The sequence below is a fragment of the Streptomyces sp. NPDC015125 genome (assembly GCF_043080045.1).
GTDB lineage: Bacteria > Actinomycetota > Actinomycetes > Streptomycetales > Streptomycetaceae > Streptomyces.
The window spans coordinates 507,901-527,839 of the sequence record NZ_JBIBVF010000001.1 but is presented as its reverse complement, the minus strand read 5'-3'; the positions used below and the strand labels follow the sequence as shown (position 1 = coordinate 527,839).

Genomic DNA, 19,939 nt, shown 5'->3' with positions numbered 1-19,939 from the left:
CCGCCGCGGCGGGGGATGCCGCCAAGCTCTCCGGACCACACACCTGGGCCTCGGGTTCGCATCCCGAAGGCCGCTCAGTCGAAAAGCCAGGTCGGACAGACCCTGTCTGACCTGGCTTTTCTCCTGGGGCGGACGGTGCTACGCGCGCCCGGGATCGTGGTCCTTGCAGACCTGCAGAGCGCTGTCAGAACTGCAACCGATCAAGTCGCTGGTCTTGGAGTCGGTCCCCTCCTTGGCCGGGACGGTGGCGCTGCCGACGCCGGTCCACGAATTCCCCAGGTCGTTGGTGATCGTCCAGGTGCCGGTCACCTTCTTCGTCAGCTGGGCCCGCAGGAACCAGCCGTACTGATTGGGCTTGACGTGGATGGTGGCGGATCCGCCCTGTGTGTTGTCCGTCCGCCAGCTGTTCGACCAGTTGCCCTGGATCGCGACGTCGACCTTCCCCTGCACGGGCCCGTCCTTCGGACCGAAGGTCACACCGGCCGTGGTGGTGACGGATCCGCCCGCGGTGTAGGTGTAGCCAGTGGTCTGGCTCCAATTCACCTGCTTGTCCATGATGTCGCTCGTGCCGTTCATCACCCGCCCGCCCTCGGTCGTCACGTTCTGGAAGTCGCCGAGGGTCGCTGTGGTGCTGTCATCCACCGTGTAGTCGGCCATCGGGATGACGCTCGACTTGTCGTCGAACTGCTTCAGGGCGTACACGGTGGCCAGTGTGCGCAGCTGCGCATCCTCGGTTCCGGCGGCGAGGGCCCAATTCTGCGTCGCGTCGCCGCGGCTGCAGTCACGGGCTCCGACCATGGAGGCGGCGCCCACGCTGTGGAGGGGCTTCATGCACTTGTTGTCGCCGACGTGGCGGATCAGATACGTACCCGCGTCGGCAGCTGCGCCGCTCACCGGCTGGAGGTACCACTTCTGTGCATCGGTGTCACCGCAGCCCGACTCGCTGAGGTCATCGGGGTAGGTGGCGCTGGACAGATCGAGGCACTTGCTGGAATTGCCGTTGACCAACCGGAAGGTGCCGTCGTCATTGGGAACGATCTTGAATTTCTGCTGTGCCGAGTCGTCCTTGTTCCAGAGGTCGTAGGTCGTCCCACCGGCGTACTCGTTGCCCCAGCGGAGTGCGAGGGAGCCGTTCTGCGCCGACGTGGATATGGAGACGGGGATCTCTGCGGCGGTGCTTCCGGTGTCCGCGTGCGCGGCCACCGTGTGGAGCGGCGAAAGCGCGATTCCCAGCGCCGCAACCGGGACCGCCAGCACCGCGGCGGTCATGCGCGGCCCCGGGCTCCGGGGGGTCATCTCAACGGTCATGGTCCCTTTTCCTCATTTTCCGTAAGCCGTGCTCGTGGGGCCGGGTCAGGCGCCCCGAGCGGTACCCGCGGCACGGTCTCCAGGCCGAAGGCGCCGACCGGGCAGCAGCTCACCCCGTCCGCCTGGTCCGTCTGATCTGCCGTAACGCGATCGACAACGTAGGCGCGGGCGGCCGGTTATACATCCTTCAACTGACGGATGACGAACACGATTGCGGCGCAGCGCGCACGCCGCTGTCGCTGCCGGTGGCAGGTCGGCTCGGGCGTCCCGCGCCGCCCCACCTCCGGCCTGAAGGCGTCGTTCGTGCGATCAGTCGTGCAGAGATTCCTCGGGCAAGGCGGCGGTAGAAGTTCCTCAACCGTCGCCGTACCACGCCCGACCTCCTGACGGTGGATGAGGTCATCTCGCAGTGCGCCGACGTGCTCGGCAAGCGGTTCGAGGACCCCGGCAACGAGCGCAGGACGCTCAGCCGTGGGGGCGTCGAGGACGACAACGAGGTCTCTCGGCAATCCCGGCAGGCTACGACGCCAAGGGCCGCTGGCGTAGGGCGCATTGACGGCCCTCGGATACGGCCGCGTGCCATGGCCCCACGGAGCTACTGCGCCCTCTGCCCAGCCGGAAGGAAGAGGAAGTTGCGGAGTCGGCTTGCGGCTTCCGGCGTGCGACTCGCCGCCGGGGACAACCTGGCACTGCCCCTGAGGTGATCGAGTTTCTCGACCTCGTCACGCTGCTGGACACCCTGGCGTTCGACACCGCACCGCCGGCCCGTCGGTTGATCGAGCTGCTGGAGAAGCGAGGCCGGACCACGCTCGAACGCGTGGACCCACCACGGGGCGCGGCCGGAACACGGCAGGACGACACTGCGGTGTAGCGATCCCGGCGTGAGCGGTGACGGCGGGCCGGGGCGGGCCGGGGGCCGGCCGGGCGAGGGCGCCGGCGACGACTGGGTGTGGCCCGGCACGGCAACCAGGCGGCCCGTCAACAGGGGCCGAAGGTTGCCTGATGCGGTACCGGAGGTACCTGGCCAGCCCTGCCGGTCCGGCTTCTAGAGGCCCTGCCAGGTGGGCTTCGCCGCGTAGGTGGCGCGGAAGTAGTCGGCGAGCTTCAGCTTGGCGGCCGCGGCCTCGTCCACGACGACCGTCGCATGCGGGTGGAGCTGCAGCGCCGAAGCCGGGACCAGCGCGGCGACCGGGCCTTCGACGGCATGCGCCACGGCGTCGGCCTTGCCCTCGCCGGTGGCGAGCAGCACCAGATGGCGGGCCTCCAGGATGGTGCCGATGCCCTGGGTGATGACGTGGTGGGGCACCTCGTCGGGGCTGTCGAAGAACCGGGCATTGTCCGCCCGGGTCTGCCGGGTCAGCGTCTTGATACGGGTACGCGAAGCGAGCGATGAACACGGCTCGTTGAAGCCGATGTGGCCGTCCGTGCCGATGCCGAGCAGTTGGAGGTCCACACCGCCGGCCTCACGCAGCGCACGGTCGTACGCCTCGCAGGCGGCCTGGACATCCTCGGCCGAACCCTCGGGCCCCATGAACGAGTCCTCGCCGAGGCCGAGCGGCCGGACCACCTCGCGCAGGACCACCGAACGGTAGGACTCGGGGTGCCCGGCCGGCAGGCCGACATATTCGTCGAGCTGGCAGATACGCGCCTGTGACGCGTCCACCACCCCGGCCCGGACCTTCGCCGCCAGCGCCTCGTAAATGGGCAGCGGGGTAGAGCCGGTGGCCACACCGAGCAGCGCGTCTGGCTTACGGCGCAGCAGGGCGGCGAGGGTCCCCGCGATCAGCTCGCCGCCTGCCATGGCGTCCGGAACGATGACAACTTCCACGCTTGGCCTGCCGTTCTGGAGAATGGTGTCATGTGGTATAGACCAATCTATCAGAGCGGGGGCCACGAGACCCGGCGGCACTTCCGAAACAAAAGGGCACATTTTCCCGTCGGGGTGATGGCGCGTCGGTCACCTGTCCGAAGCTGCCGATCCGCTCCGGGAGATGCGGCGGCCGAACGTCCGGCAGATCCCCCGCGCCGTCCGGGCGGATACCGCCTCCGGCGAGCTTCCTGCCGACGCCGCAGCGGACACGCCGACCGCCGCTGCCGGTGCCGCGATCCAGGACATGTCCCGGCGGCGCCGGACGGTGCGGAGCGCACGGAACCGGAAGCGATCGCCGAGCCGGCGTTGCCGGTGTGGCCGGGGCGGGGCCGGTGGCCGGTACCACCCGCGGAAAGGCCGGGCGGCGGTGAGGGGCGGCATCGCACGGGGAAGGCCCCGAAAACACCCGCGGGCCGCGGCGCCGGGACAGGACCCTCAACCTGTCCGGCACCGCAGCCCGGAGCTGACATCGGCCGGCCCCGCCTTGCGGGCGGAAGGTGCCCCTGTGTGCGGTAGGGGCACGGTCCCGTCCAGGGACCGGTCGATCGGAGGCCTCGGCGCAGTCAGGGCAGAGAGCGCCTTCGGCCTCGTTCCGCTCTCCTGTGCGGGGAGAGCGGAGGCCTTCTGCTGAATTCTGGACTAGACCATTCTCGCTTGTCCATGGCCGTGCAGAGTCAACAGGTACACCGTACGCCGGTAGGCTCCAAGACGTGCCCTCCATGAACGATCTCGTACGCCAGCACACCGCTCTGAGCGACACCGACCTCGAGTGGCTCCATCTGCTGGTCTCGGAGTGGCAGCTGCTCTCCGACCTCTCCTTCGCCGATCTCGTGCTGTGGGTTCCCACCCTCGACGGCACCCGCTACGTATCGGTCGCTCAGATGCGGCCCAATACGGGCCCCACCTCCTACCAGGACGACATGGTCGGCCATCTCGTTCCCCGTGGCCGCCGTCCGATGCTGGACTCGGCCCTGGACGAGGGCCGCATCGTGCGGGAGGGCGACCCGGAGTGGCGCGAGGAGGTTCCGGTCCGCGTCGAGTCCATCCCGGTGCGCCGCGAGGGCCGGGTGCTCGGTGTGATCGCCCGCAACACCAACCTGCTGACCGTGCGCACCCCCAGCCGGCTGGAGCTCACCTACCTCCAGAGCGCGTCCGACCTCGCCCAGATGATCGCTGCCGGAACGTTTCCCTTCCCCGGTCAGCAGGTCGACATGGATGCCTCGCCGCGGGCCGGCGACGGACTGATCCGGCTCGACGCGGACGGCGTCGTCCAGTACGCCAGCCCCAATGCGCTCTCCGCCTACCACCGGCTCGGCCTCGCCGCCGACCTCGTGGGCCATCACCTCGGTCAGGCCACCGCCGAACTGGCGCCCGCCCGCGGCCCGGTGGACGAGGCGCTGGTCAAGCTCGCCAGCGGCTGGGCCCCCAGGGAATTCGAGGTCGAAGGTGACGAAGGCGTCATTCAATTGCGCGCCATTCCGCTCAAACCCAAGGGGACGCACAGCGGTTCGCTGGTTTTGCTGCGCGATGTGACCGAACTGAGACGTCGCGAGCGGGAGCTGATCACCAAGGACGCCACCATCCGGGAAATCCACCACCGGGTGAAAAACAATTTGCAGACTGTCGCCGCGCTGCTGCGGTTGCAGTCGCGCCGCATGGATTCCGCGCAGGGCCGCGAAGCCCTCAACGAGGCCGTGCGCAGGGTCGGTTCGATCGCCATCGTGCACGAGACCCTGTCCCAGACCCTCGACGAACGGGTCGAGTTCGACGAGATCGCGGACCGGGTGCTGGCCATGGTCGCGGAGATCTCCCCGGGCAAGGTGACCACCCGCCGCACCGGGCGCTTCGGCATCCTCGACGCCGAGGTGGCCACCCCGCTGTCGATGGTGCTCACCGAGGTGCTGCAGAACGCCCTGGAGCACGCCTTCGACCAGGCGGAGCACGGCACGGTCGAGGTCGGGGCGGTACGCGGCGGCAGCCGTGGTGAGCCGCGGCTGCTGGTCACCGTCCAGGACAACGGCCGCGGCCTGCCCGAGGGCTTCGATCCGCATCGTGCCGGAAACCTGGGGCTGCAGATCGTACGGACCCTGGTAGAAGGGGAGTTGGGCGGAAAGTTCGACATGGTGCGGGCGCCCGAGCGCGGTACCCAGGTCATCCTCGACGTACCGGTGCGTGCCGAGAAGCAGCACTGAGAGCAGGCCCGGCCGACGGGTTCGCCGGCCGCCGCCGGGCCCCGAACAGCAGCAAGCCCCGGACCCATCCGGTCCGGGGCTCAAAGCTCTTGCGATGCGATAACGACCGGGCTTGTCAGCTCCGGGGGTGCATCGGGGGTACTGCGCGCTGCGGCTCGGGGGCCACGGGGCTACTGGCTCAGGCGCTGGCGTTGCGCGCCCGGTTACGAGCGGCACGGCGCTTCATCGCGCGGCGCTCGTCCTCGCTCAGACCACCCCAGACGCCGGAGTCCTGGCCGGACTCGAGCGCCCACTGCAGGCACTGCTCCATGACGGGGCAGCGGCGGCAGACGGCCTTGGCTTCCTCGATCTGCAGGAGCGCAGGACCGGTGTTGCCGATAGGGAAGAAGAGCTCGGGGTCTTCTTCGCGGCAAACGGCGCGGTGACGCCAGTCCATGGCTGCTCCATCTCCTCGTGTGACGGGATCGTTGCTTGTGAATGTGAACGCTTTCACGAATCCCTCCACAAGTGAAGGGCCGAACTCCAGTGGTGAACTGGCGCGGTCCTGTGGAATGAGGAGGGGATTCGGGCTCTCAAGGGGGCCGGTAAAGCGGCCGTCCCGATCGCCATGAAGAGACTCGCAAACCTCGGCTGCGGATACAACCCCTTCTGGAAAGTTTTTTTTGATTCCTTGGTGTCGCCTAGCTCACAGCCGTCATTCCAGGGGGTGGAAACCAGTCTAAACGTTCGAGTGAAAGGACTTTAGGCCCTACTGCTCACACAATCACACGCAGTGCACGGCGAACGCCTGTGAACGTCACACTCGTACGCAGCCCCAGGTGGTCACCGTCCATCTGGAACGGCAGGGGAACCTGCGAATGCAAGGTGAAGTTCGTGAGGTCGTGAAGTGAGAGTGCGTGCTTGCCCCGGGGGCCGCGCTCGGGTGTTGACGTCAGTAGCTGGGTGACATACCGGGTCACCGCGGGCGGTGAGAGCTTGCTCAGTGCGAACAGATCCAGGCCCGTGTCGAACGAGGCGTCCGGGGACGGGTAGATCGGCCGATTGCCCAGGTAGGACCACGGAGCGGTGTTGCAGATTATGGCCAGCGCGAGGTCCGCGTCGCGCTCGGCGGAGCCCTCGGCCCCGCCGGGGCGTTCGAGCGTGATGATGCCCCGCCGGCGGTTCGCCTCGCCCAGGAACTGCCGTACGACCTGTCGCACGTACAGGGCGTGGGTCGAACGCTTGCCGCGTTCGCGCTGCTGCTCCACCCGGCCGACGACACCGGCGTCGAAACCGAAGCCGGCGCAGAAGGTGAACCAGCGCTCCGGTACGCCCTCGTCGTCGGTCCCCGGTGTGCCCGCGGCCAGCCCCAGGCCGATGGTGCGCTCGCTGCCGTCGCGCAGCGCGTCCAGCAGGGCGCCGGTCGCCTCCACCACATCATTGGGCAGCCCGAGCGCGCGGGCGAAGACATTGGTGGAGCCGCCGGGGACGACGGCCAGCCGGGGATGGGAGTCCGGATCGGGGCCATTGGCCAGCAGACCGTTGACGACCTCGTTGACCGTGCCGTCGCCGCCGAGCGCCACCACCAGCTCGGTCTCCCCGCCCTCGGTGGCCTGCCGGGCAAGATCACGGGCATGCCCGCGGTACTGCGTCTGTGCGACCTCCAGCTTGAGGTCGCTGGCGAGCGCGTGGGTGAGTACCTCACGGGTGCGGGCACTGGTGGTGGTTGCTGCGGGATTGACCACGAGAAGTGCGCGCATATGGAGCAGCGTACCTACCTGCTGGTACCGGCCATGCGTCCCGTCCGGCTCCGGGGCGGCCCCGGCGGCCGGGGCGCCGGCGCTACCCTGCTGGGGTGAGCAGTCAGCAGAAGCAGTCCGTGTCCCGAGCCGCCGGCGCCCCCACCGCGCCCGAGCCGACCGGCCCGCGGCCCACCCGGCTGAGCGCCGCGGCGGCGCTCACCGCGGTCGAAGGGCTCGCGCTGGCCGCCCTCGGCGGGTACCTGCTGTTCGTGGGACTCGCCGGTTCGCCGGACAGTCCGCAGCAGGCGGAAATGGGCGGGCTGACGGTCCTGGCGCTCGCGGTGCTGCCGCTGGTGGCCGCGCGGGGGCTGTGGCTGCGCCGCCGCTGGAGCCGCGGCCCCTCGCTGATCACCCAGATCGTGGCGCTGCCGGTGGCCTGGACGCTGGTCAACGGCGGTGGTGCGCTGATCGCGGCCGGTGCCGGGCTGGCCGTGGCCGCGTTGGTGGTGCTCGTCCTGCTGGTCAATCCGACGGCCACCGAGGCGCTGGGCATCGGGCCGCGCGAGACGCCCTGAGGACCGTCCCGGATGCGGCCCGTCCGGACGGGAGCACCTGACGCGAGGGACCGGGCCTGAGGCGAGGGACCGGGCCTGACGCGAGGAACCGGGGCCGGACGCACGAGGGGCGGAGCCCGTAAGAGCCCCGCCCGCCCCGCTCAGTCGTCGCTCACTCCTCGACGAGCAACTTGTCGCGCAGCTGGGCGAGGGTGCGGGCCAGAAGGCGGGAGACGTGCATCTGGGAGATGCCGACCTCCTGGGCGATCTGCGACTGGGTCATATTGCCGAAGAAGCGCAGCAGCAGGATCTTCTTCTCGCGCGGGGGGAGGTCCTCCAGCAGCGGCTTGAGGGATTCGCGGTACTCCACTCCCTCCAGCGCCTCGTCCTCGGCGCCGAGGGTGTCGGCGACGGCCGGTGACTCGTCGTCGGTGTCCGGGACGTCCAGGGAGAGGGTGCTGTAGGCGTTGGCCGACTCCAGCCCCTCCAGGACCTCCTCCTCGGAGATCGCCAGATGCTCGGCCAGCTCATGGACCGTGGGTGCGCGCCCGTGCCGCTGGGACAGCTCGGCGGTCGCGGTGGTCAGCGACAGCCGCAGCTCCTGGAGGCGGCGCGGGACGCGGACCGCCCAGCCCTTGTCACGGAAGTGCCGTTTGATCTCGCCGACGACGGTGGGGGTGGCGTACGTGGAGAACTCCACGCCGCGCTCCGGGTCGAAACGGTCCACGGACTTGATCAGACCGATGGTGGCGACCTGGGTCAGATCGTCCAGCGGCTCACCACGGTTGCGGAAGCGCCGGGCCAGATGCTCGACGAGCGGGAGGTGCATACGGACGAGGGCGTTGCGCAGCTCGGCGCGCTCCGGGGAGCCGTCGGGCAGCGTGCGCAGCTCGTAGAACAGCGCCCGGGCGCCGCTGCGGTCGTGCGGCTCGTGCGAATGCTGTTGATCCTGCAGCTGGTGTTCGGGGGCCGGCGCATCGTGCTGATGCGCCTGCTGCCCCGGCTGCTCGCTCTGCTCCATGTGGTCCGCCCGCTCTGCCTGCTCCGCCGCATCCAACCGGCCGCCGTGGTCGTCTACGCCCACCGGATGCGGCCGGGCCTGCTGCTCGGGGATGGTCGCACTGGACGCCATCCGCCCGCCGCGTTCGAGATCTTTCACGGGGCCCCCTGTTCGGTCATGACGGTCCGGGACCGGCGCCGCGCTCCTTGTACAGACTGATGGTGACCGTGCGGTCCTCGGCGACCGTGGAATCGACCTTGCCGGCCAGTGCGGAGAGCACCGTCCAGGCGAACGTGTCGCGCTCCGGGGCGCGGCCGTCGGTTGTCGGGGCCGACACGGTCACCTGCAGTGCGTCGTCGATGAGGCGGAAGACGCAGCTCAGCACACTGCCGGGGACCGCCTGTTGCAGCAGGATCGCGCACGCCTCGTCGACCGCGATGCGCAGATCCTCGATCTCGTCGAGGGTGAAGTCCAAGCGGGCTGCGAGTCCGGCCGTGGCCGTACGCAGCACGGACAGGTAGGCACCCGCAGCGGGCAGACGGACTTCCACGAAGTCCTGAGTCCCGGGCTCGCCTGCGATCTGGGACACCCTCACCTCCAAGGTGGCACAAGCTGGTTGAGCTGGAAATGCGCGATATTCGCGTTGTTCGGGATATTCCTGCCGGTCCTTTCTCCCCTCGGACGAAAGGAGAACGATCCGGCGCGACACATGGTTCGGCTGTGACGCTATCGCGATCTGTGGGCCGGTGTCGCCCGGAAGGAGCGCGGCTGCCGTCCGGCGCGATCCGGCCCCGGTCCGCCCGGCGCCCTCACTGTCACTGATTGTAAAGCCACGGGTACGGACAGTGGCTAGGGGTGTGCACTGTCAAATCGATGCCGATTACGCTCCGTTGACGCGCGAGGTGCCCGCAAGGTTGTGCAGTGCCTCTCCAGTGAGCCGGAAGACCGTCCATTCGTCCATGGGCTGAGCACCGATCGACCGGTAAAAACCGATGGACGGTTCATTCCAATCCAGGACTGACCACTCGAAACGCTCGTATCCACGGGCCACGCAGATCTCCGCGAGGGCCGCGAGCAGCGCCTTGCCGTGGCCGCCGCCGCGCGCCTCGGGGCGGACGTACAGATCCTCCAGGTAGACACCGTGCGTACCCGTCCACGTCGAGAAGTTCCGGAACCACAGGGCAAAGCCGACCGGGGCGCCGTCGGCCTCCGCGATCAGCGCGAAGGCGGCCGGCTGCGGCCCGAAGAGGGCCCCCTTCAACTGAGGACCGGTGGCCTGCGCGGCTTCCGGTTCACGCTCGTACGCCGCCAGCTCGCCGATCATGGCCAGGATGACGGGGACGTCGTCGGGGGTCGCTTCGCGGATCATGGGTGAAGGCTAAACGGGCGTCCGGGGAGGCTTCACACCAGTTTCTGGTCGGCGAAGCACCAGCGCCAGGACTCGCCCGGTTCGAGCGTCCGCATCACGGGGTGACCGGTCTCCTCGAAGTGCCGGGTCGCATGCCGGTACGGCGACGAATCGCAGCAGCCGACATGGCCGCAGACCAGGCACTTCCGCAGCTGTACGGGATGGCTGCCGGCGGCCAGGCACTCCAGGCAGGTGGCGCTCAGCGCGGCCGGTACGGGGCGCGGCAGTTCGGGAACATGCGTGCACTCGCTCATGATGGCCAGGTTAGATCGCCGGGACGGGTGGCGAAGGGTTCGGGGACGGGACGGGTCCGATGGCAGTGATGCCGCTGTTTTTGCTGGTCGCGGGGAGCGCGGCGGTCGCCGGACTGGCGCGCCGTACCCCTGTCCCCGCGCCGCTGCTGCTGGTGACCGCGGGCCTGGCGGCGTCGTACATCCCGGCCATCCCGGACTACACCCTCGATCCGCACATCGTGCTGCCCCTGGTGCTGCCCCCACTGCTGCACACCGCGGCACTGGACAGTTCGTACCTGGACCTGCGGGCCAATCTGCGGCCGGTGGCGCTGCTGTCGGTCGGCTATGTCCTGTTCGCGACGCTGGCGGTCGGCTATGTGGCGTACCTCGTCATCCCGGGTCTGCCGCTGACCGCCGCGCTCGTGCTGGGGGCCGTCGTCGCCCCGCCGGACGCCGTCGCGGCCACCGCCATCGCCCGCAGGCTCGGGCTGCCGCACCGGATCACCACGATCCTGCAGGGCGAGTCGCTGTTCAACGACGCCACCGCGATCACCGCCTACAAGGTGCTGCTGGCCGCGGCCCTCGGGGTCGGCGCCACCTGGGGCGACGGGATCAAGGAGTTCGCCGTCGCCTCGCTGGGCGGCATCGGCATCGGTGTCGTCCTGATGGTGCCGCTGCACTGGCTGCGCATCCGGCTGCGCGAGTCGGCGCTGCTGGAGAACACCCTCTCGCTGCTCATCCCGTTCTTCGCCTACGCGGCGGCCGAGCAGCTGCACGCCTCCGGGGTGCTCGCCGTCGTCGTGGTCGGCCTCTATCTGGGGCACCGCTCCTGGCAGGTCGACTTCGAGACCCGGCTCCAGGAGGACGCCGTGTGGAAGGTGGTCTCCTTCGTCCTGGAGTCCGCCGTCTTCGCGCTGATCGGGCTGCAACTGCGGGTCGTGCTGCGCGGACTGGGAGAGTTCGGCGCGGCGCAGGCCCTCTGGTACGCGGCCGTGATGTTCCTCGTCGTGGTCCTGACCCGCTTCGTCTGGGTCTTTCCCGCGACCTATCTGCCACGTGCCCTGTCGGCCCGGATCCGTACCCGTGAGCCGGACACGGACTGGAAGGCCCCGGTCGTCGTCGGCTGGGCCGGGATGCGCGGCGTGGTGTCGCTGGCCATTGCGTTCTCGCTCCCCGCCACCGTGCCCGGCGGCGGTGCCCTCCCGGCCCGCAACCTCGTGCTCTTCCTGACCTTCACCACGGTCATCGCCACCCTGGTCATCCAGGGGCTGACGCTGCCACCGCTGATCCGCGCGCTGAAGCTGCCGGGACCGGACCCGCAGAGAGAGACGCTCGCCGAGGCGCAGGCGCAGAACGAGGCCTCGCGCGCCGCCGAGGAGCGTCTGGAGGAACTCCTGCGGGACGAGCGCAACGCCCTGCCCGGGCCGCTCGCCGACCGGCTGCGCACGATCATGGAGCGGCGCCGCAACTCCGTGTGGGAGCGGCTCGGCGCGGTCAACGAGGTGACCGGGGAGTCCGCCGACCAGACCTACCGGCGGCTGGCCCGCGAGATGATCGACGCCGAGCGGCGGGTGTTCGTCCAGCTGCGGGACGTCGGCCGGATCGACGACGAGATGCTGCGGACGCTGCTGCGCAGGCTGGATCTGGAGGAGGCGACGGCCTACCGGGAGGAGGCCTCGTAGCCGGGGTGGCGGGCGGGGAGGGGCACGGCCGCGGGCGGGGCCCGGTCGGGGGACCGGGGGAGCGGCCACGGCTGCCGGACCTGCTGCTGCGGCCCGGCCCGGGCTCGGCTCAGGGCGTACCGGTGATCACTGCGGCCACCGTGCTGCCGGGGGAGAAGGCGCCCTCCTCGGCCAGCGTCGTCAGCCCGTACAGCAGCTTGGCGACATAGATCCGCTCCAGGGGCAGTCCGTGCCGCTCCTCGAAGGCGTCCGCGAACGCGTCCAGTTCCGGGGTGCGGCGGGCGTATCCGCCGCAGTGGAAGCGGCCGTCCAGCCGCCAGTCGCCGCGCGGTCCGCCGAACGCCGCGCGCTGCAGTTCCCCGACCGTCTCCTGGAGGAAGTGCGGATCGCCGCCCTTGAGTACGGGAACACCCAGGGCGCGCTGCCCCGGCCCCAGCCCCGCGGCGAGCCCGGCCAGGGTGCCGCCCGTACCGCAAGCCACCGCGACGGTGCCCGCGGCCCCGCGCAGCTCCCGGCCCAGCTCGGTACAGCCCTGCGCGGCAAGGGAGTTGCTGCCGCCCTCCGGTATGACGCGGAACGCGCCGAAGCGGTCGTGCAGAGCGGCGAGCACGTCCGGGTCTCCGGTGCGGCGGTAGCGGGCCCGGTCGAGGAAGTGCAGCCGCATACCGTCGGCGGCGCAGCGGGCCAGCGACGGATTGAGCGGTGCGGCGGCGAGCTCGTCGCCACGGACCACACCGATGGTGGCGAAGCCGAGCAGCCGGCCCGCCGCGGCGGTGGCCCGCAGGTGGTTGGAGTACGCGCCGCCGAAGGTCAGCAGCGCGCGGTCGCCCGCGGCGGCCGCGGCGCGCAGGTTCGGAGCCAGCTTGCGCCATTTGTTGCCCGCCAGATCCGGGTGGATCAGATCGTCCCGCTTGAGCAGCAGCCGTACGCCGCGGCGCGCGAAGGGCTCGTGCTCGATCTCCTGGAGGGGCGAGGGCAGGCGCGGGCGCAGGGCGTGCGGATCCGGCAGCGGGCCGGGGGCGGTGCGGGTCACACTGCCCATTGTCCCGGGCGCCCTGCGCCCTGACGGTGGGACCGTGCCCTCATGCCCTCACCGTGCCGGATCGTGCCCACCCCTGACAGGGTGTGCGCTACCCGCTCGTGTGCAGGAACGCGTCCCCGTGCGCGTTGACATGCGCCTCCAGGGTGTTGAGTGCGTCCTGGGTCGCCTCGGGCGAACCGCTGCCCCGCCGCTCGGCGAAGTACGCGGCGCCCAGCTTTCTCAGCAGTTCGTTGCCGGCGCGGTTCTGCTGCACCTCGTCGACTTTCTGCTTGCCCTGGTTCAGTGCGCTCTGGGCCTGTTCCTTCGCGCGGTCGAGAAACCCTGACATGTGCCACCTCCATGAGGTCCGTGTCGTAAGGGATCAACGGCGCGGACGGCCGTGGGGTTCCCGTGCCAGGCTGGGGGATATGGGCGAAGAACGCGACTCGGATGAGCCACCTGGCGTATCCGGCGTATCCGAGGTATCCGGCGGATACCGGGAGCGGGCGTCGCGGGTGGGCGGCGCGGTGTTGTGGAGCCGCATGGCAACCCCCTCGGCCCGGCCGGTGCTGCCCGACGGCTGTATGGACCTGATCTGGAGCGAGGGCGGCCGGCTGCTGGTGGCCGGCCCGGACACCGGGCCGCATCTCCCGGGAGGTGTCGTCCCTGGCGTCCTCCCTCATGGCGTTGAGGGCCCCCACGGCCTGGAGAGCCCCCGTGGCCTGGAGGGCACGGGAGGTACCCGCTTCGTGGGGCTGCGCTTCGCACCGGGGCAGGGGCCGGCCGTCTTCGGCGTACCGGCCCATGAGCTGCGTAACCGGCGGGTGCCGTTGGCGGAGCTGTGGCCTGCCGGCCGGGTCCGGGAGCTGGCCGGGCGGCTGGCGGCGGCGTGGGCGCCGGGCGACGGGAGCGACACGGGCGGTGTCGGCGGCGTCGGCTGCGTCCTGGAGGAGGCAGCCGGGGTCCGTCTCCAGGACGCCGACGCCACCACGACAGGGGGTCGCACCGCCGCCGTCGCCGCGGCACTCGCCCGCGGCGCCCCCGTCGCCGAGGTGGCGAGGTCCGTCGCGCTCAGCGAACGCCAGCTGCACCGCCTCAGCCTGGACGCGTTCGGGTACGGCCCCAAGACCCTGACCCGGGTGCTCCGGTTCGTCCGCGCGCTCGATCTGGCGCGCTCCGGGATGCCGCGCGCACAGGTCGCGGCATGCGCCGGATACGCGGATCAGGCGCATCTCGCCCGCGAGGTGAAGGCGCTGGCGGGGGCCCCGATGGGGGTGCTGCTCGCCCCGGGTTAGCGTGTCCGTCATGGACTACCAGGCCGTTCTCGAGGAGGTAGCGGCCCACGCCAGGCCGTACGTGCGACAGGGCAGGGTCGCCGACTACATACCGGCCCTGGAACAGGTGTCCGCGGACCGCTTCGGGATCGCGGTGGCCGATATTCACGGCGAGGTGTACGGGGTCGGTGATTGGGAGGTCCCGTTCTCCGTCCAGTCCATCTCCAAGACCTTTTCCCTGGCGCTGGTGATGGCGGAGAGCCACAGCGGCCACGACGACATCTGGCGGCGGGTGGGCCGCGAGCCGTCCGGTACGCCGTTCAACTCGCTGGTCCAGCTGGAGGCGGAGGACGGCATCCCGCGCAACCCGTTCATCAACGCGGGCGCGCTGGTGGTCACCGACCGGCTGCAGACCCTCACCGGCGATGCCAGCACCTCGATGCTGCACTTCCTCCGTGAGGAGAGCGGCAACCCGGACCTCGCCTTCGACCAGGCGGTGGCCGACTCCGAGGCCGAACACGGCGACCGCAACGCCGCGCTGGCGCATTTCATGGCGTCCTTCGGCAACCTGGAGAACCCCGTCCCCAGCGTCATCGAGCACTACTTCTGGCAGTGCTCGATCGAGATGAGCTGCCGGGACCTGGCCGTCGCCGGCGGTTTCCTCGCCCGCCACGGGCTGCGCGCCGACGGCCGCCGCCTGCTGGAGGCCCGCGAGGCCAAGCGGATCAATGCGGTGATGCTGACCTGCGGGACGTATGACGCGGCCGGGGAGTTCGCCTACCGCGTCGGGCTGCCCGCGAAGAGCGGGGTCGGCGGCGGCATCATCGCCGTGATCCCGGGCCGCTGCACGTTGTGCGTATGGAGCCCCGGACTCGACGCCCGCGGCAACTCGGTGGCGGGCGCCGCGGCACTGGACCACTTCACGACGCTGACGGGATGGTCGGTGTTCTGACGGGCGGATGACCGGCACCGCCCCGTGCGGGTCCTTTCGGCCGTCGGCCCGGCCGCCCGTTGCCGTTGTGGCCGCCCGGCGGCTGGCGCATCGTGGGCGTAGGAGGTGCACCGCCATGGAGCACGAGATGCGCGCCGAGTACGAGGAAGGCGTCCTGCCGCACGCGGACACGCCGGTGAAGATCTGGCACATGGTGCGGCTGGACGGCACCCTCGCGATGTGCGGGCGGGAGCTGGCACCGGCCGCCGCCACCCAGACGGCCGAGGTCTGGGGCACGCCCAAGGGAGAGCCCTTCTGCCACAGCTGCGGCGCGATGTACCTCCGCGAGCACCCCGGGGACATCGGCTAGGGCCCAGGGCACACCTGACGGAGTCCTGCCAGGGCACGCCTACGGCAGCGGTGCGAACAGATCGACCCCATGGCCGTCCGGGTCCTGTACGACGGCGTAGCGCTGCCCCCAGAAGGCATCCCACGGCGGCTTCTCGCCCGTATGGCCGGCGGCGGTGAGTTCCGCGTAGACGGCGTCGACCCCGGCGGGGCCCGCGCACTCGAACGCCAGCCCCGTCGGGGTGCCGTCCTGCGGCGGCGTCCAGTCCGGGTCGACGGCCCGCGCGGTCTCGTGGGTGTCCCACATCAGCCGCAGACCGCCGGGGAGCTGCGCCTCGGCGTGCGGGGCGCGGTCCGCGTCGGCGGGGATGTCCAGGCCGAGGCGGCGGTAGAAGGCGAGGGCCGCGGCCATGTCGGCCACGACCATGCCGATGGCGGCGAACCGCGGTGTGGACGGGGTGGCGGAGGAAGGAGGGGTGGCGGAAGGCGTGGTGGTCATGCGGCGAGCGTAGGGCGCCCGCCGTGCCGCGGTCTTGAACGAAACGGACGTGGCGGTGCCCGCCTCACGGGCAGCGGATGACCTGTCCCGCATACGAGAGGTTGCCGCCGAAGGCGAACAGCAGCACCGGAGCGCCGGAGCTGATCTCGCGGCGTTCGACCAGCTTGGACAGGGCGAGCGGCACAGAGGCCGCCGAGGTGTTCCCGGAGTCGACGACGTCCTTGGCGACCACCGCGTTGACCGCGCCGAGCCGCTCCGCGACCGGCTCGATGATCCGCAGGTTGGCCTGGTGCAGCACCACGCCGGCAAGATCGGCGGGCGTGATCCCGGAGCGCTCGCACACCGTGCGGGCGATGGCCGGCAGCTGGGTGGTCGCCCAGCGGTAGACGGTCTGGCCCTCCTGGGAGAACCGGGCCGGCTCGCCCTCGATGCGCACCGCACCGCCCATCTGCGGCACCGAGCCCCACAGCACGGGACCGATCTCCGGCTCGGGCGAGGCACTGACCACCGCGGCACCCGCTCCGTCGCCGACCAGGACACAGGTCGAGCGGTCCGTCCAGTCCACGACCCCGGTGAACTTCTCCGCCCCGATGACCAGCGCATGGGTCGCGGAACCGGCCCGGATGGCGTGGTCGGCGGTGGCCAGCGCATGGGTGAAGCCGGAGCAGACGACGTTGAGGTCCATCGTGGCGGGTGCGTCCAGCCCGAGCCGGGCGGCGACCCGGGCCGCGGTGTTCGGGCTGCGGTCGGTGGCCGTGCAGGTGGCGACCAGCACCAGGTCGATGTCCTGCGGGGCCAGGCCGCCGCCGGCCAGGGCCTTGGCCGCGGCGGCGGACGCCATGGCGTCCACGGTCTCGTCCGGGGCGGCGACATGGCGGGTGCGGATGCCGACCCGGCTGCGGATCCAGGCGTCGTCGGTGTCGACGATCTTGGCGAGGTCCTCGTTGGTGAGCACGCGGGAGGGCTGGTAATGGCCGAGAGCCAGGACGCGTGACCCGGTCATGAAATCCCCTGTACGTGGGTGGGCGGTATGTCACCAGTCTCACCCCTCGCCGCCGGCCGGCGGCTGCGTGAACTGCCAATGTTCCGTCGCCAGAACTGGAGACACTTGTCAGAACCGCGGCGATCCCATGGGATCCAAGGGAGATCCGCCCCCGGCGCCCGGCCCGCGGGCACCCCGCAGGGAGCGGGGCGCCCACGGGTGGCGGGGCGGAATCCCGCAGGGGCAGCAGCCCGCCCGATCCAACGGCAGAGCTACGGCGCCCGGGGCGTATTGCTCTGCTCGCGGGCGCGTCCCGGCAGCTTTCCGCGGCCGGTGCGCGGCAGCCCACGCCATCGCGCCGGTGCGCGGCAGCCCCCGCTACCCGGCCGGTGCCGGGCAGCTCCCCGCTACCCGGCCAGTGCCCGGAAGCGGCGCAGTCGCAGGCTGTTGCCGACGACGAAGACCGAGGAGAACGCCATCGCGGCCCCGGCGATCATCGGGTTGAGGAGTCCGGCGGCGGCCAGCGGCAGCGCCGCGACGTTGTAGCCGAACGCCCAGAACAGGTTGGTCCGGATGGTGCCGAGGGTCGCACGGGCCAGCCGGATGGCGTCCGCCGCGGCGCGCAGATCGCCCCGTACGAGGGTGAGGTCGCCGGCCTCGATGGCGGCATCGGTGCCGGTGCCCATCGCCAGCCCCAGGTCGGCGCGGGCCAGCGCGGCCGCGTCGTTGACACCGTCGCCGACCATCGCGACCGAGCGGCCCTCGGACTGCAGCCGTTCGACGACCGCCACCTTGTCCTCGGGGAGCACCTCGGCGATCACCTCGTCGATCCCGACCTCGGCGGCGACCGCCGTCGCGACGGCGCGGTTGTCGCCGGTCAGCAGGACCGGCGTCAGCCCCAGGCCCCGCAGCCGGCGCACCGCCTCGGCGCTGGTGGGCTTCACCGCGTCGGACACCACCAGCACCGCGCGTGCCGCGCCGTCCCAGCCGACGGCGACCGCGGTACGTCCCTCGGCCTCGGCCGCGGCCTTGGCGGCCGCCAGCTCGGGCGTCAGGAACTGGGACGACTGGTTGAGCAACTTCTCGCGGCCCACCAGGACGGGGTGTCCCTCGACCACTCCCCGGACGCCCAGGCCGGGGACGTTCGCGAAGTCGTCGGGAGTGGGAAGGAAGCCGTCGGGGGTCGGCAGGGGGGCTGTTCCCGTGTCGCCGTCCCCGGTCCGCTGTCCGGCGGCGATGGCGATGGCACGGGCGACGGGGTGCTCGGAGGCGTGCTCCAGCGCGCCGGCCAGCCGCAGCACCTCCGGCTCCGTGACGCCCTCGGCGAGGTGGACCGCGGTCAGCGTCATCACGCCGGTGGTGACCGTGCCGGTCTTGTCCAGGACGACGGTGTCCACCCGCCGGGTCGACTCCAATACCTCGGGTCCCTTGAGCAGGATGCCGAGCTGGGCACCCCGTCCGGTGCCGACCATCAGCGCGGTGGGCGTGGCCAGCCCGAGGGCGCACGGGCAGGCGATGATCAGGACGGCGACGGCGGCGGTGAAGGCGGCCACCATGCCCGCGCCGGTGGCGAGCCAGCAGCCGAGGGTGCCGAGGGCGAGTGCGATCACGGCCGGGACGAAGACCGCGGAGATCTTGTCCGCCAGCCGCTGGGCGGCCGCCTTGCCGTTCTGCGCGTCCTCGACCAGCCGCGCCATCCGGGCGAGCTGGGTGTCCGCGCCGACCCGGGTGGCCTCGACGATCAGCCGGCCGCCTGCGTTGACGGTGGCACCGGTGACGCTGTCGCCGGGGGAGACCTCGACGGGGACGGACTCGCCGGTGAGCATCGACGCATCCACGGCGGAGGCGCCCTCCAGCACCTTTCCGTCGGTGGCGATCTTCTCCCCGGGCCGTACGGTGAAACGGTCGCCGACCTGCAACGCCGCGGTGGGGACCCGGACCTCACGGCCGTCCCGTACCACGGTGACGTCCTTGGCACCCAGCTCCAGCAGCGCCCGCAGCGCCGCACCCGCCCTCCGCTTCGCGCGCGCCTCGAAGTAACGCCCGGCCAGGATGAAGGTGGTGACACCGGCCGCGGCTTCCAGATAGATGCTGCCGCTGCCGTCGGTGCGGGCGATGGTCAGCTCGAAGGGGTGCGTCATCCCGGGCATGCCCGCGGTGCCGAAGAACAGCGCCCAGACCGACCAGCCCAGTGCCGCGAGGGTGCCCAGGGAGATGAGGGTGTCCATGGTGGCCGTGCCGTGCCGCAGATTGGTCCAGGCGGCCCGGTGGAACGGCCAGGCGCCGTACGCCACCACCGGCGCGGCCAGGGTCAGTGAAAGCCACTGCCAGTTGGTGAACTGCAGGGGCGGCACCATCGCCATCAGCACCACGGGGACGGAGAGGACGAGGGAGATCAGCAGGCGCTGACGGAGTGCGGCGAGCCCGTCGCCGTCGCCGTGGCCTTCGCCGCCGGCCGGTCCGGTGGTGTCCGGCGCCGGCGCCGGGGCCGGCGGCTCCGGGAGGGCCGCGGTGTAGCCGGTGCGCTCCACGGTGGCGATCAGGTCGGCGGTCTCGACGCCGCTGCCCTGTGCGAGGGTCACCCTGGCCTTTTCGGTGGCGTAGTTGACGGTGGCGGTGACCCCCTCCATGCGATTGAGCTTCTTCTCGATGCGGGCGGCGCACGAGGCGCAGGTCATCCCGCCGATCGCCAATTCGACTCCGTGCTCTCCGACCGCGGTCGTCATGGTTGCTCCTCGGTGTGCTGCGCGTGCCCGTGCTCGTGCCCGTTCCCCCGAGAACGATATACCCCCCTAGGGTATTCCAGAGCGACGTCACCCTGTCGCCGGTGCTTCTTCGTCCTCACGTCGCCCGCTCCCCAGCGTCTCCGCCCCGCCGCGCTGCGTAAAACAGCGGCAGTGCCGTACCGCTCATGCG

20 protein-coding genes are annotated in these 19,939 nt (G+C 71.0%); 7 read left to right on the top strand and 13 right to left on the bottom strand.

Features of this window, described 5'->3' with window-relative positions:
• Positions 1 to 138: 138 nt before the first annotated feature.
• Positions 139 to 1,308: an RICIN domain-containing protein gene (locus ACF088_RS02255; protein ID WP_392373473.1), complete on the bottom strand. Its 1,170-nt coding sequence runs from the start codon at positions 1,306 to 1,308 to the stop codon at positions 139 to 141.
• A gap of 700 nt (positions 1,309 to 2,008) precedes the next feature.
• On the opposite strand from ACF088_RS02255, the gene ACF088_RS02250 reads away from it, so the two are divergent.
• The gene (locus tag ACF088_RS02250) at positions 2,009 to 2,179 is read left to right on the top strand and encodes a hypothetical protein (RefSeq protein ID WP_392373472.1); all 171 of its coding nucleotides are present in this window, start codon (positions 2,009 to 2,011) and stop codon (positions 2,177 to 2,179) included.
• A gap of 174 nt (positions 2,180 to 2,353) precedes the next feature.
• Here ACF088_RS02250 and nagB read toward each other — a convergent pair whose 3' ends face one another.
• Entirely contained in the window at positions 2,354 to 3,136 is a 783-nt protein-coding gene (nagB, locus tag ACF088_RS02245; RefSeq protein ID WP_392373471.1) for a glucosamine-6-phosphate deaminase, read from the bottom strand.
• A gap of 761 nt (positions 3,137 to 3,897) precedes the next feature.
• Here nagB and ACF088_RS02240 point away from each other — a divergent pair.
• Positions 3,898 to 5,370: a sensor histidine kinase gene (locus tag ACF088_RS02240; RefSeq protein ID WP_392373971.1), complete on the top strand. Its 1,473-nt coding sequence runs from the start codon at positions 3,898 to 3,900 to the stop codon at positions 5,368 to 5,370.
• Between the two features lie 178 nt (positions 5,371 to 5,548).
• Here the strand turns inward: ACF088_RS02240 and ACF088_RS02235 are convergent, their stop codons facing one another.
• Together ACF088_RS02235 and ACF088_RS02230 are read right to left on the bottom strand one after the other, a co-directional pair.
• Positions 5,549 to 5,806, bottom strand: a complete 258-nt coding sequence (locus tag ACF088_RS02235) for a WhiB family transcriptional regulator (RefSeq protein ID WP_003983230.1) — start codon at positions 5,804 to 5,806, stop codon at positions 5,549 to 5,551.
• A gap of 319 nt (positions 5,807 to 6,125) precedes the next feature.
• A complete protein-coding gene (locus ACF088_RS02230; RefSeq protein ID WP_392373470.1) occupies positions 6,126 to 7,109 on the bottom strand; it encodes a diacylglycerol/lipid kinase family protein in 984 nt (327 codons plus the stop codon).
• Positions 7,110 to 7,204: 95 nt separating this feature from the next.
• On the opposite strand from ACF088_RS02230, the gene ACF088_RS02225 reads away from it, so the two are divergent.
• Positions 7,205 to 7,666 carry a hypothetical protein gene (locus tag ACF088_RS02225; protein ID WP_392373469.1) on the top strand — a complete coding sequence of 154 codons (462 nt, stop codon included), beginning with the start codon at positions 7,205 to 7,207 and terminating at the stop codon, positions 7,664 to 7,666.
• Between the two features lie 151 nt (positions 7,667 to 7,817).
• Here ACF088_RS02225 and ACF088_RS02220 read toward each other — a convergent pair whose 3' ends face one another.
• From ACF088_RS02220 to ACF088_RS02205, 4 genes are all read right to left on the bottom strand, one after another.
• A complete protein-coding gene (locus ACF088_RS02220) occupies positions 7,818 to 8,777 on the bottom strand; it encodes an RNA polymerase sigma factor SigF (RefSeq protein WP_392373970.1) in 960 nt (319 codons plus the stop codon).
• Positions 8,778 to 8,820: 43 nt separating this feature from the next.
• A complete protein-coding gene (locus ACF088_RS02215) occupies positions 8,821 to 9,234 on the bottom strand; it encodes an anti-sigma factor (protein ID WP_003985353.1) in 414 nt (137 codons plus the stop codon).
• Between the two features lie 291 nt (positions 9,235 to 9,525).
• Positions 9,526 to 10,014: a GNAT family N-acetyltransferase gene (locus ACF088_RS02210; protein ID WP_392373468.1), complete on the bottom strand. Its 489-nt coding sequence runs from the start codon at positions 10,012 to 10,014 to the stop codon at positions 9,526 to 9,528.
• A gap of 32 nt (positions 10,015 to 10,046) precedes the next feature.
• Entirely contained in the window at positions 10,047 to 10,307 is a 261-nt protein-coding gene (locus ACF088_RS02205) for a UBP-type zinc finger domain-containing protein (protein ID WP_392373467.1), read from the bottom strand.
• Between the two features lie 59 nt (positions 10,308 to 10,366).
• Here ACF088_RS02205 and ACF088_RS02200 point away from each other — a divergent pair, with 59 nt between their 5' ends.
• Entirely contained in the window at positions 10,367 to 11,968 is a 1,602-nt protein-coding gene (locus ACF088_RS02200; RefSeq protein WP_392373466.1) for a Na+/H+ antiporter, read from the top strand.
• A 109-nt stretch (positions 11,969 to 12,077) separates the two neighbouring features.
• Here the strand turns inward: ACF088_RS02200 and ACF088_RS02195 are convergent, their stop codons facing one another.
• Both ACF088_RS02195 and ACF088_RS02190 read right to left on the bottom strand, forming a co-directional pair.
• A complete protein-coding gene (locus tag ACF088_RS02195; RefSeq protein WP_392373465.1) occupies positions 12,078 to 13,010 on the bottom strand; it encodes a 1-aminocyclopropane-1-carboxylate deaminase/D-cysteine desulfhydrase in 933 nt (310 codons plus the stop codon).
• An 88-nt stretch (positions 13,011 to 13,098) separates the two neighbouring features.
• Positions 13,099 to 13,338 carry a hypothetical protein gene (locus ACF088_RS02190; RefSeq protein WP_088799906.1) on the bottom strand — a complete coding sequence of 80 codons (240 nt, stop codon included), beginning with the start codon at positions 13,336 to 13,338 and terminating at the stop codon, positions 13,099 to 13,101.
• 193 nt (positions 13,339 to 13,531) lie between these two features.
• Here ACF088_RS02190 and ACF088_RS02185 point away from each other — a divergent pair, with 193 nt between their 5' ends.
• The 3 genes from ACF088_RS02185 (at position 13,532) to ACF088_RS02175 (ending at position 15,564) form a co-directional block, all read left to right on the top strand.
• Positions 13,532 to 14,284, top strand: a complete 753-nt coding sequence (locus ACF088_RS02185; RefSeq protein WP_392373464.1) for a helix-turn-helix domain-containing protein — start codon at positions 13,532 to 13,534, stop codon at positions 14,282 to 14,284.
• A 10-nt stretch (positions 14,285 to 14,294) separates the two neighbouring features.
• Complete coding sequence (locus ACF088_RS02180) at positions 14,295 to 15,215, top strand: glutaminase (RefSeq protein ID WP_392373463.1); 921 nt, start codon at positions 14,295 to 14,297, stop codon at positions 15,213 to 15,215.
• Between the two features lie 115 nt (positions 15,216 to 15,330).
• Positions 15,331 to 15,564 carry a hypothetical protein gene (locus tag ACF088_RS02175; protein ID WP_392373462.1) on the top strand — a complete coding sequence of 78 codons (234 nt, stop codon included), beginning with the start codon at positions 15,331 to 15,333 and terminating at the stop codon, positions 15,562 to 15,564.
• A gap of 39 nt (positions 15,565 to 15,603) precedes the next feature.
• Here the strand turns inward: ACF088_RS02175 and ACF088_RS02170 are convergent, their stop codons facing one another.
• The 3 genes from ACF088_RS02170 to ACF088_RS02160 all read right to left on the bottom strand — a co-directional run bounded on the left by ACF088_RS02170 (position 15,604) and on the right by ACF088_RS02160 (position 19,749).
• The gene (locus ACF088_RS02170; protein WP_392373461.1) at positions 15,604 to 16,041 is read right to left on the bottom strand and encodes a VOC family protein; all 438 of its coding nucleotides are present in this window, start codon (positions 16,039 to 16,041) and stop codon (positions 15,604 to 15,606) included.
• A 64-nt stretch (positions 16,042 to 16,105) separates the two neighbouring features.
• On the bottom strand, positions 16,106 to 17,044 hold the full coding sequence (locus ACF088_RS02165) for a beta-ketoacyl-ACP synthase III (protein ID WP_392373460.1): 939 nt from the start codon (positions 17,042 to 17,044) through the stop codon (positions 16,106 to 16,108).
• Between the two features lie 386 nt (positions 17,045 to 17,430).
• Positions 17,431 to 19,749, bottom strand: a complete 2,319-nt coding sequence (locus tag ACF088_RS02160; protein ID WP_392373459.1) for a heavy metal translocating P-type ATPase — start codon at positions 19,747 to 19,749, stop codon at positions 17,431 to 17,433.
• Positions 19,750 to 19,939: the final 190 nt, after the last annotated feature.

Coding starts and splice junctions, on each gene's coding strand:
- ACF088_RS02195 (WP_392373465.1), bottom strand. CDS start 13,010: ATGGGCAGTGTGACCCGCACCGCCCCCGGCCCGCTGCCGGATCCGCAC.
- ACF088_RS02205 (WP_392373467.1), bottom strand. CDS start 10,307: ATGAGCGAGTGCACGCATGTTCCCGAACTGCCGCGCCCCGTACCGGCC.
- ACF088_RS02235 (WP_003983230.1), bottom strand. CDS start 5,806: ATGGACTGGCGTCACCGCGCCGTTTGCCGCGAAGAAGACCCCGAGCTC.
- ACF088_RS02170 (WP_392373461.1), bottom strand. CDS start 16,041: ATGACCACCACGCCTTCCGCCACCCCTCCTTCCTCCGCCACCCCGTCC.
- ACF088_RS02230 (WP_392373470.1), bottom strand. CDS start 7,109: ATGCGCGCACTTCTCGTGGTCAATCCCGCAGCAACCACCACCAGTGCC.
- ACF088_RS02210 (WP_392373468.1), bottom strand. CDS start 10,014: ATGATCCGCGAAGCGACCCCCGACGACGTCCCCGTCATCCTGGCCATG.
- ACF088_RS02160 (WP_392373459.1), bottom strand. CDS start 19,749: ATGACGACCGCGGTCGGAGAGCACGGAGTCGAATTGGCGATCGGCGGG.
- ACF088_RS02180 (WP_392373463.1), top strand. CDS start 14,295: ATGGACTACCAGGCCGTTCTCGAGGAGGTAGCGGCCCACGCCAGGCCG.
- ACF088_RS02240 (WP_392373971.1), top strand. CDS start 3,898: ATGAACGATCTCGTACGCCAGCACACCGCTCTGAGCGACACCGACCTC.
- ACF088_RS02200 (WP_392373466.1), top strand. CDS start 10,367: ATGGCAGTGATGCCGCTGTTTTTGCTGGTCGCGGGGAGCGCGGCGGTC.
- ACF088_RS02185 (WP_392373464.1), top strand. CDS start 13,532: ATGGCAACCCCCTCGGCCCGGCCGGTGCTGCCCGACGGCTGTATGGAC.
- ACF088_RS02175 (WP_392373462.1), top strand. CDS start 15,331: ATGGAGCACGAGATGCGCGCCGAGTACGAGGAAGGCGTCCTGCCGCAC.
- ACF088_RS02220 (WP_392373970.1), bottom strand. CDS start 8,777: ATGGCGTCCAGTGCGACCATCCCCGAGCAGCAGGCCCGGCCGCATCCG.
- ACF088_RS02165 (WP_392373460.1), bottom strand. CDS start 17,044: ATGACCGGGTCACGCGTCCTGGCTCTCGGCCATTACCAGCCCTCCCGC.
- ACF088_RS02190 (WP_088799906.1), bottom strand. CDS start 13,338: ATGTCAGGGTTTCTCGACCGCGCGAAGGAACAGGCCCAGAGCGCACTG.
- ACF088_RS02255 (WP_392373473.1), bottom strand. CDS start 1,308: ATGACCGTTGAGATGACCCCCCGGAGCCCGGGGCCGCGCATGACCGCC.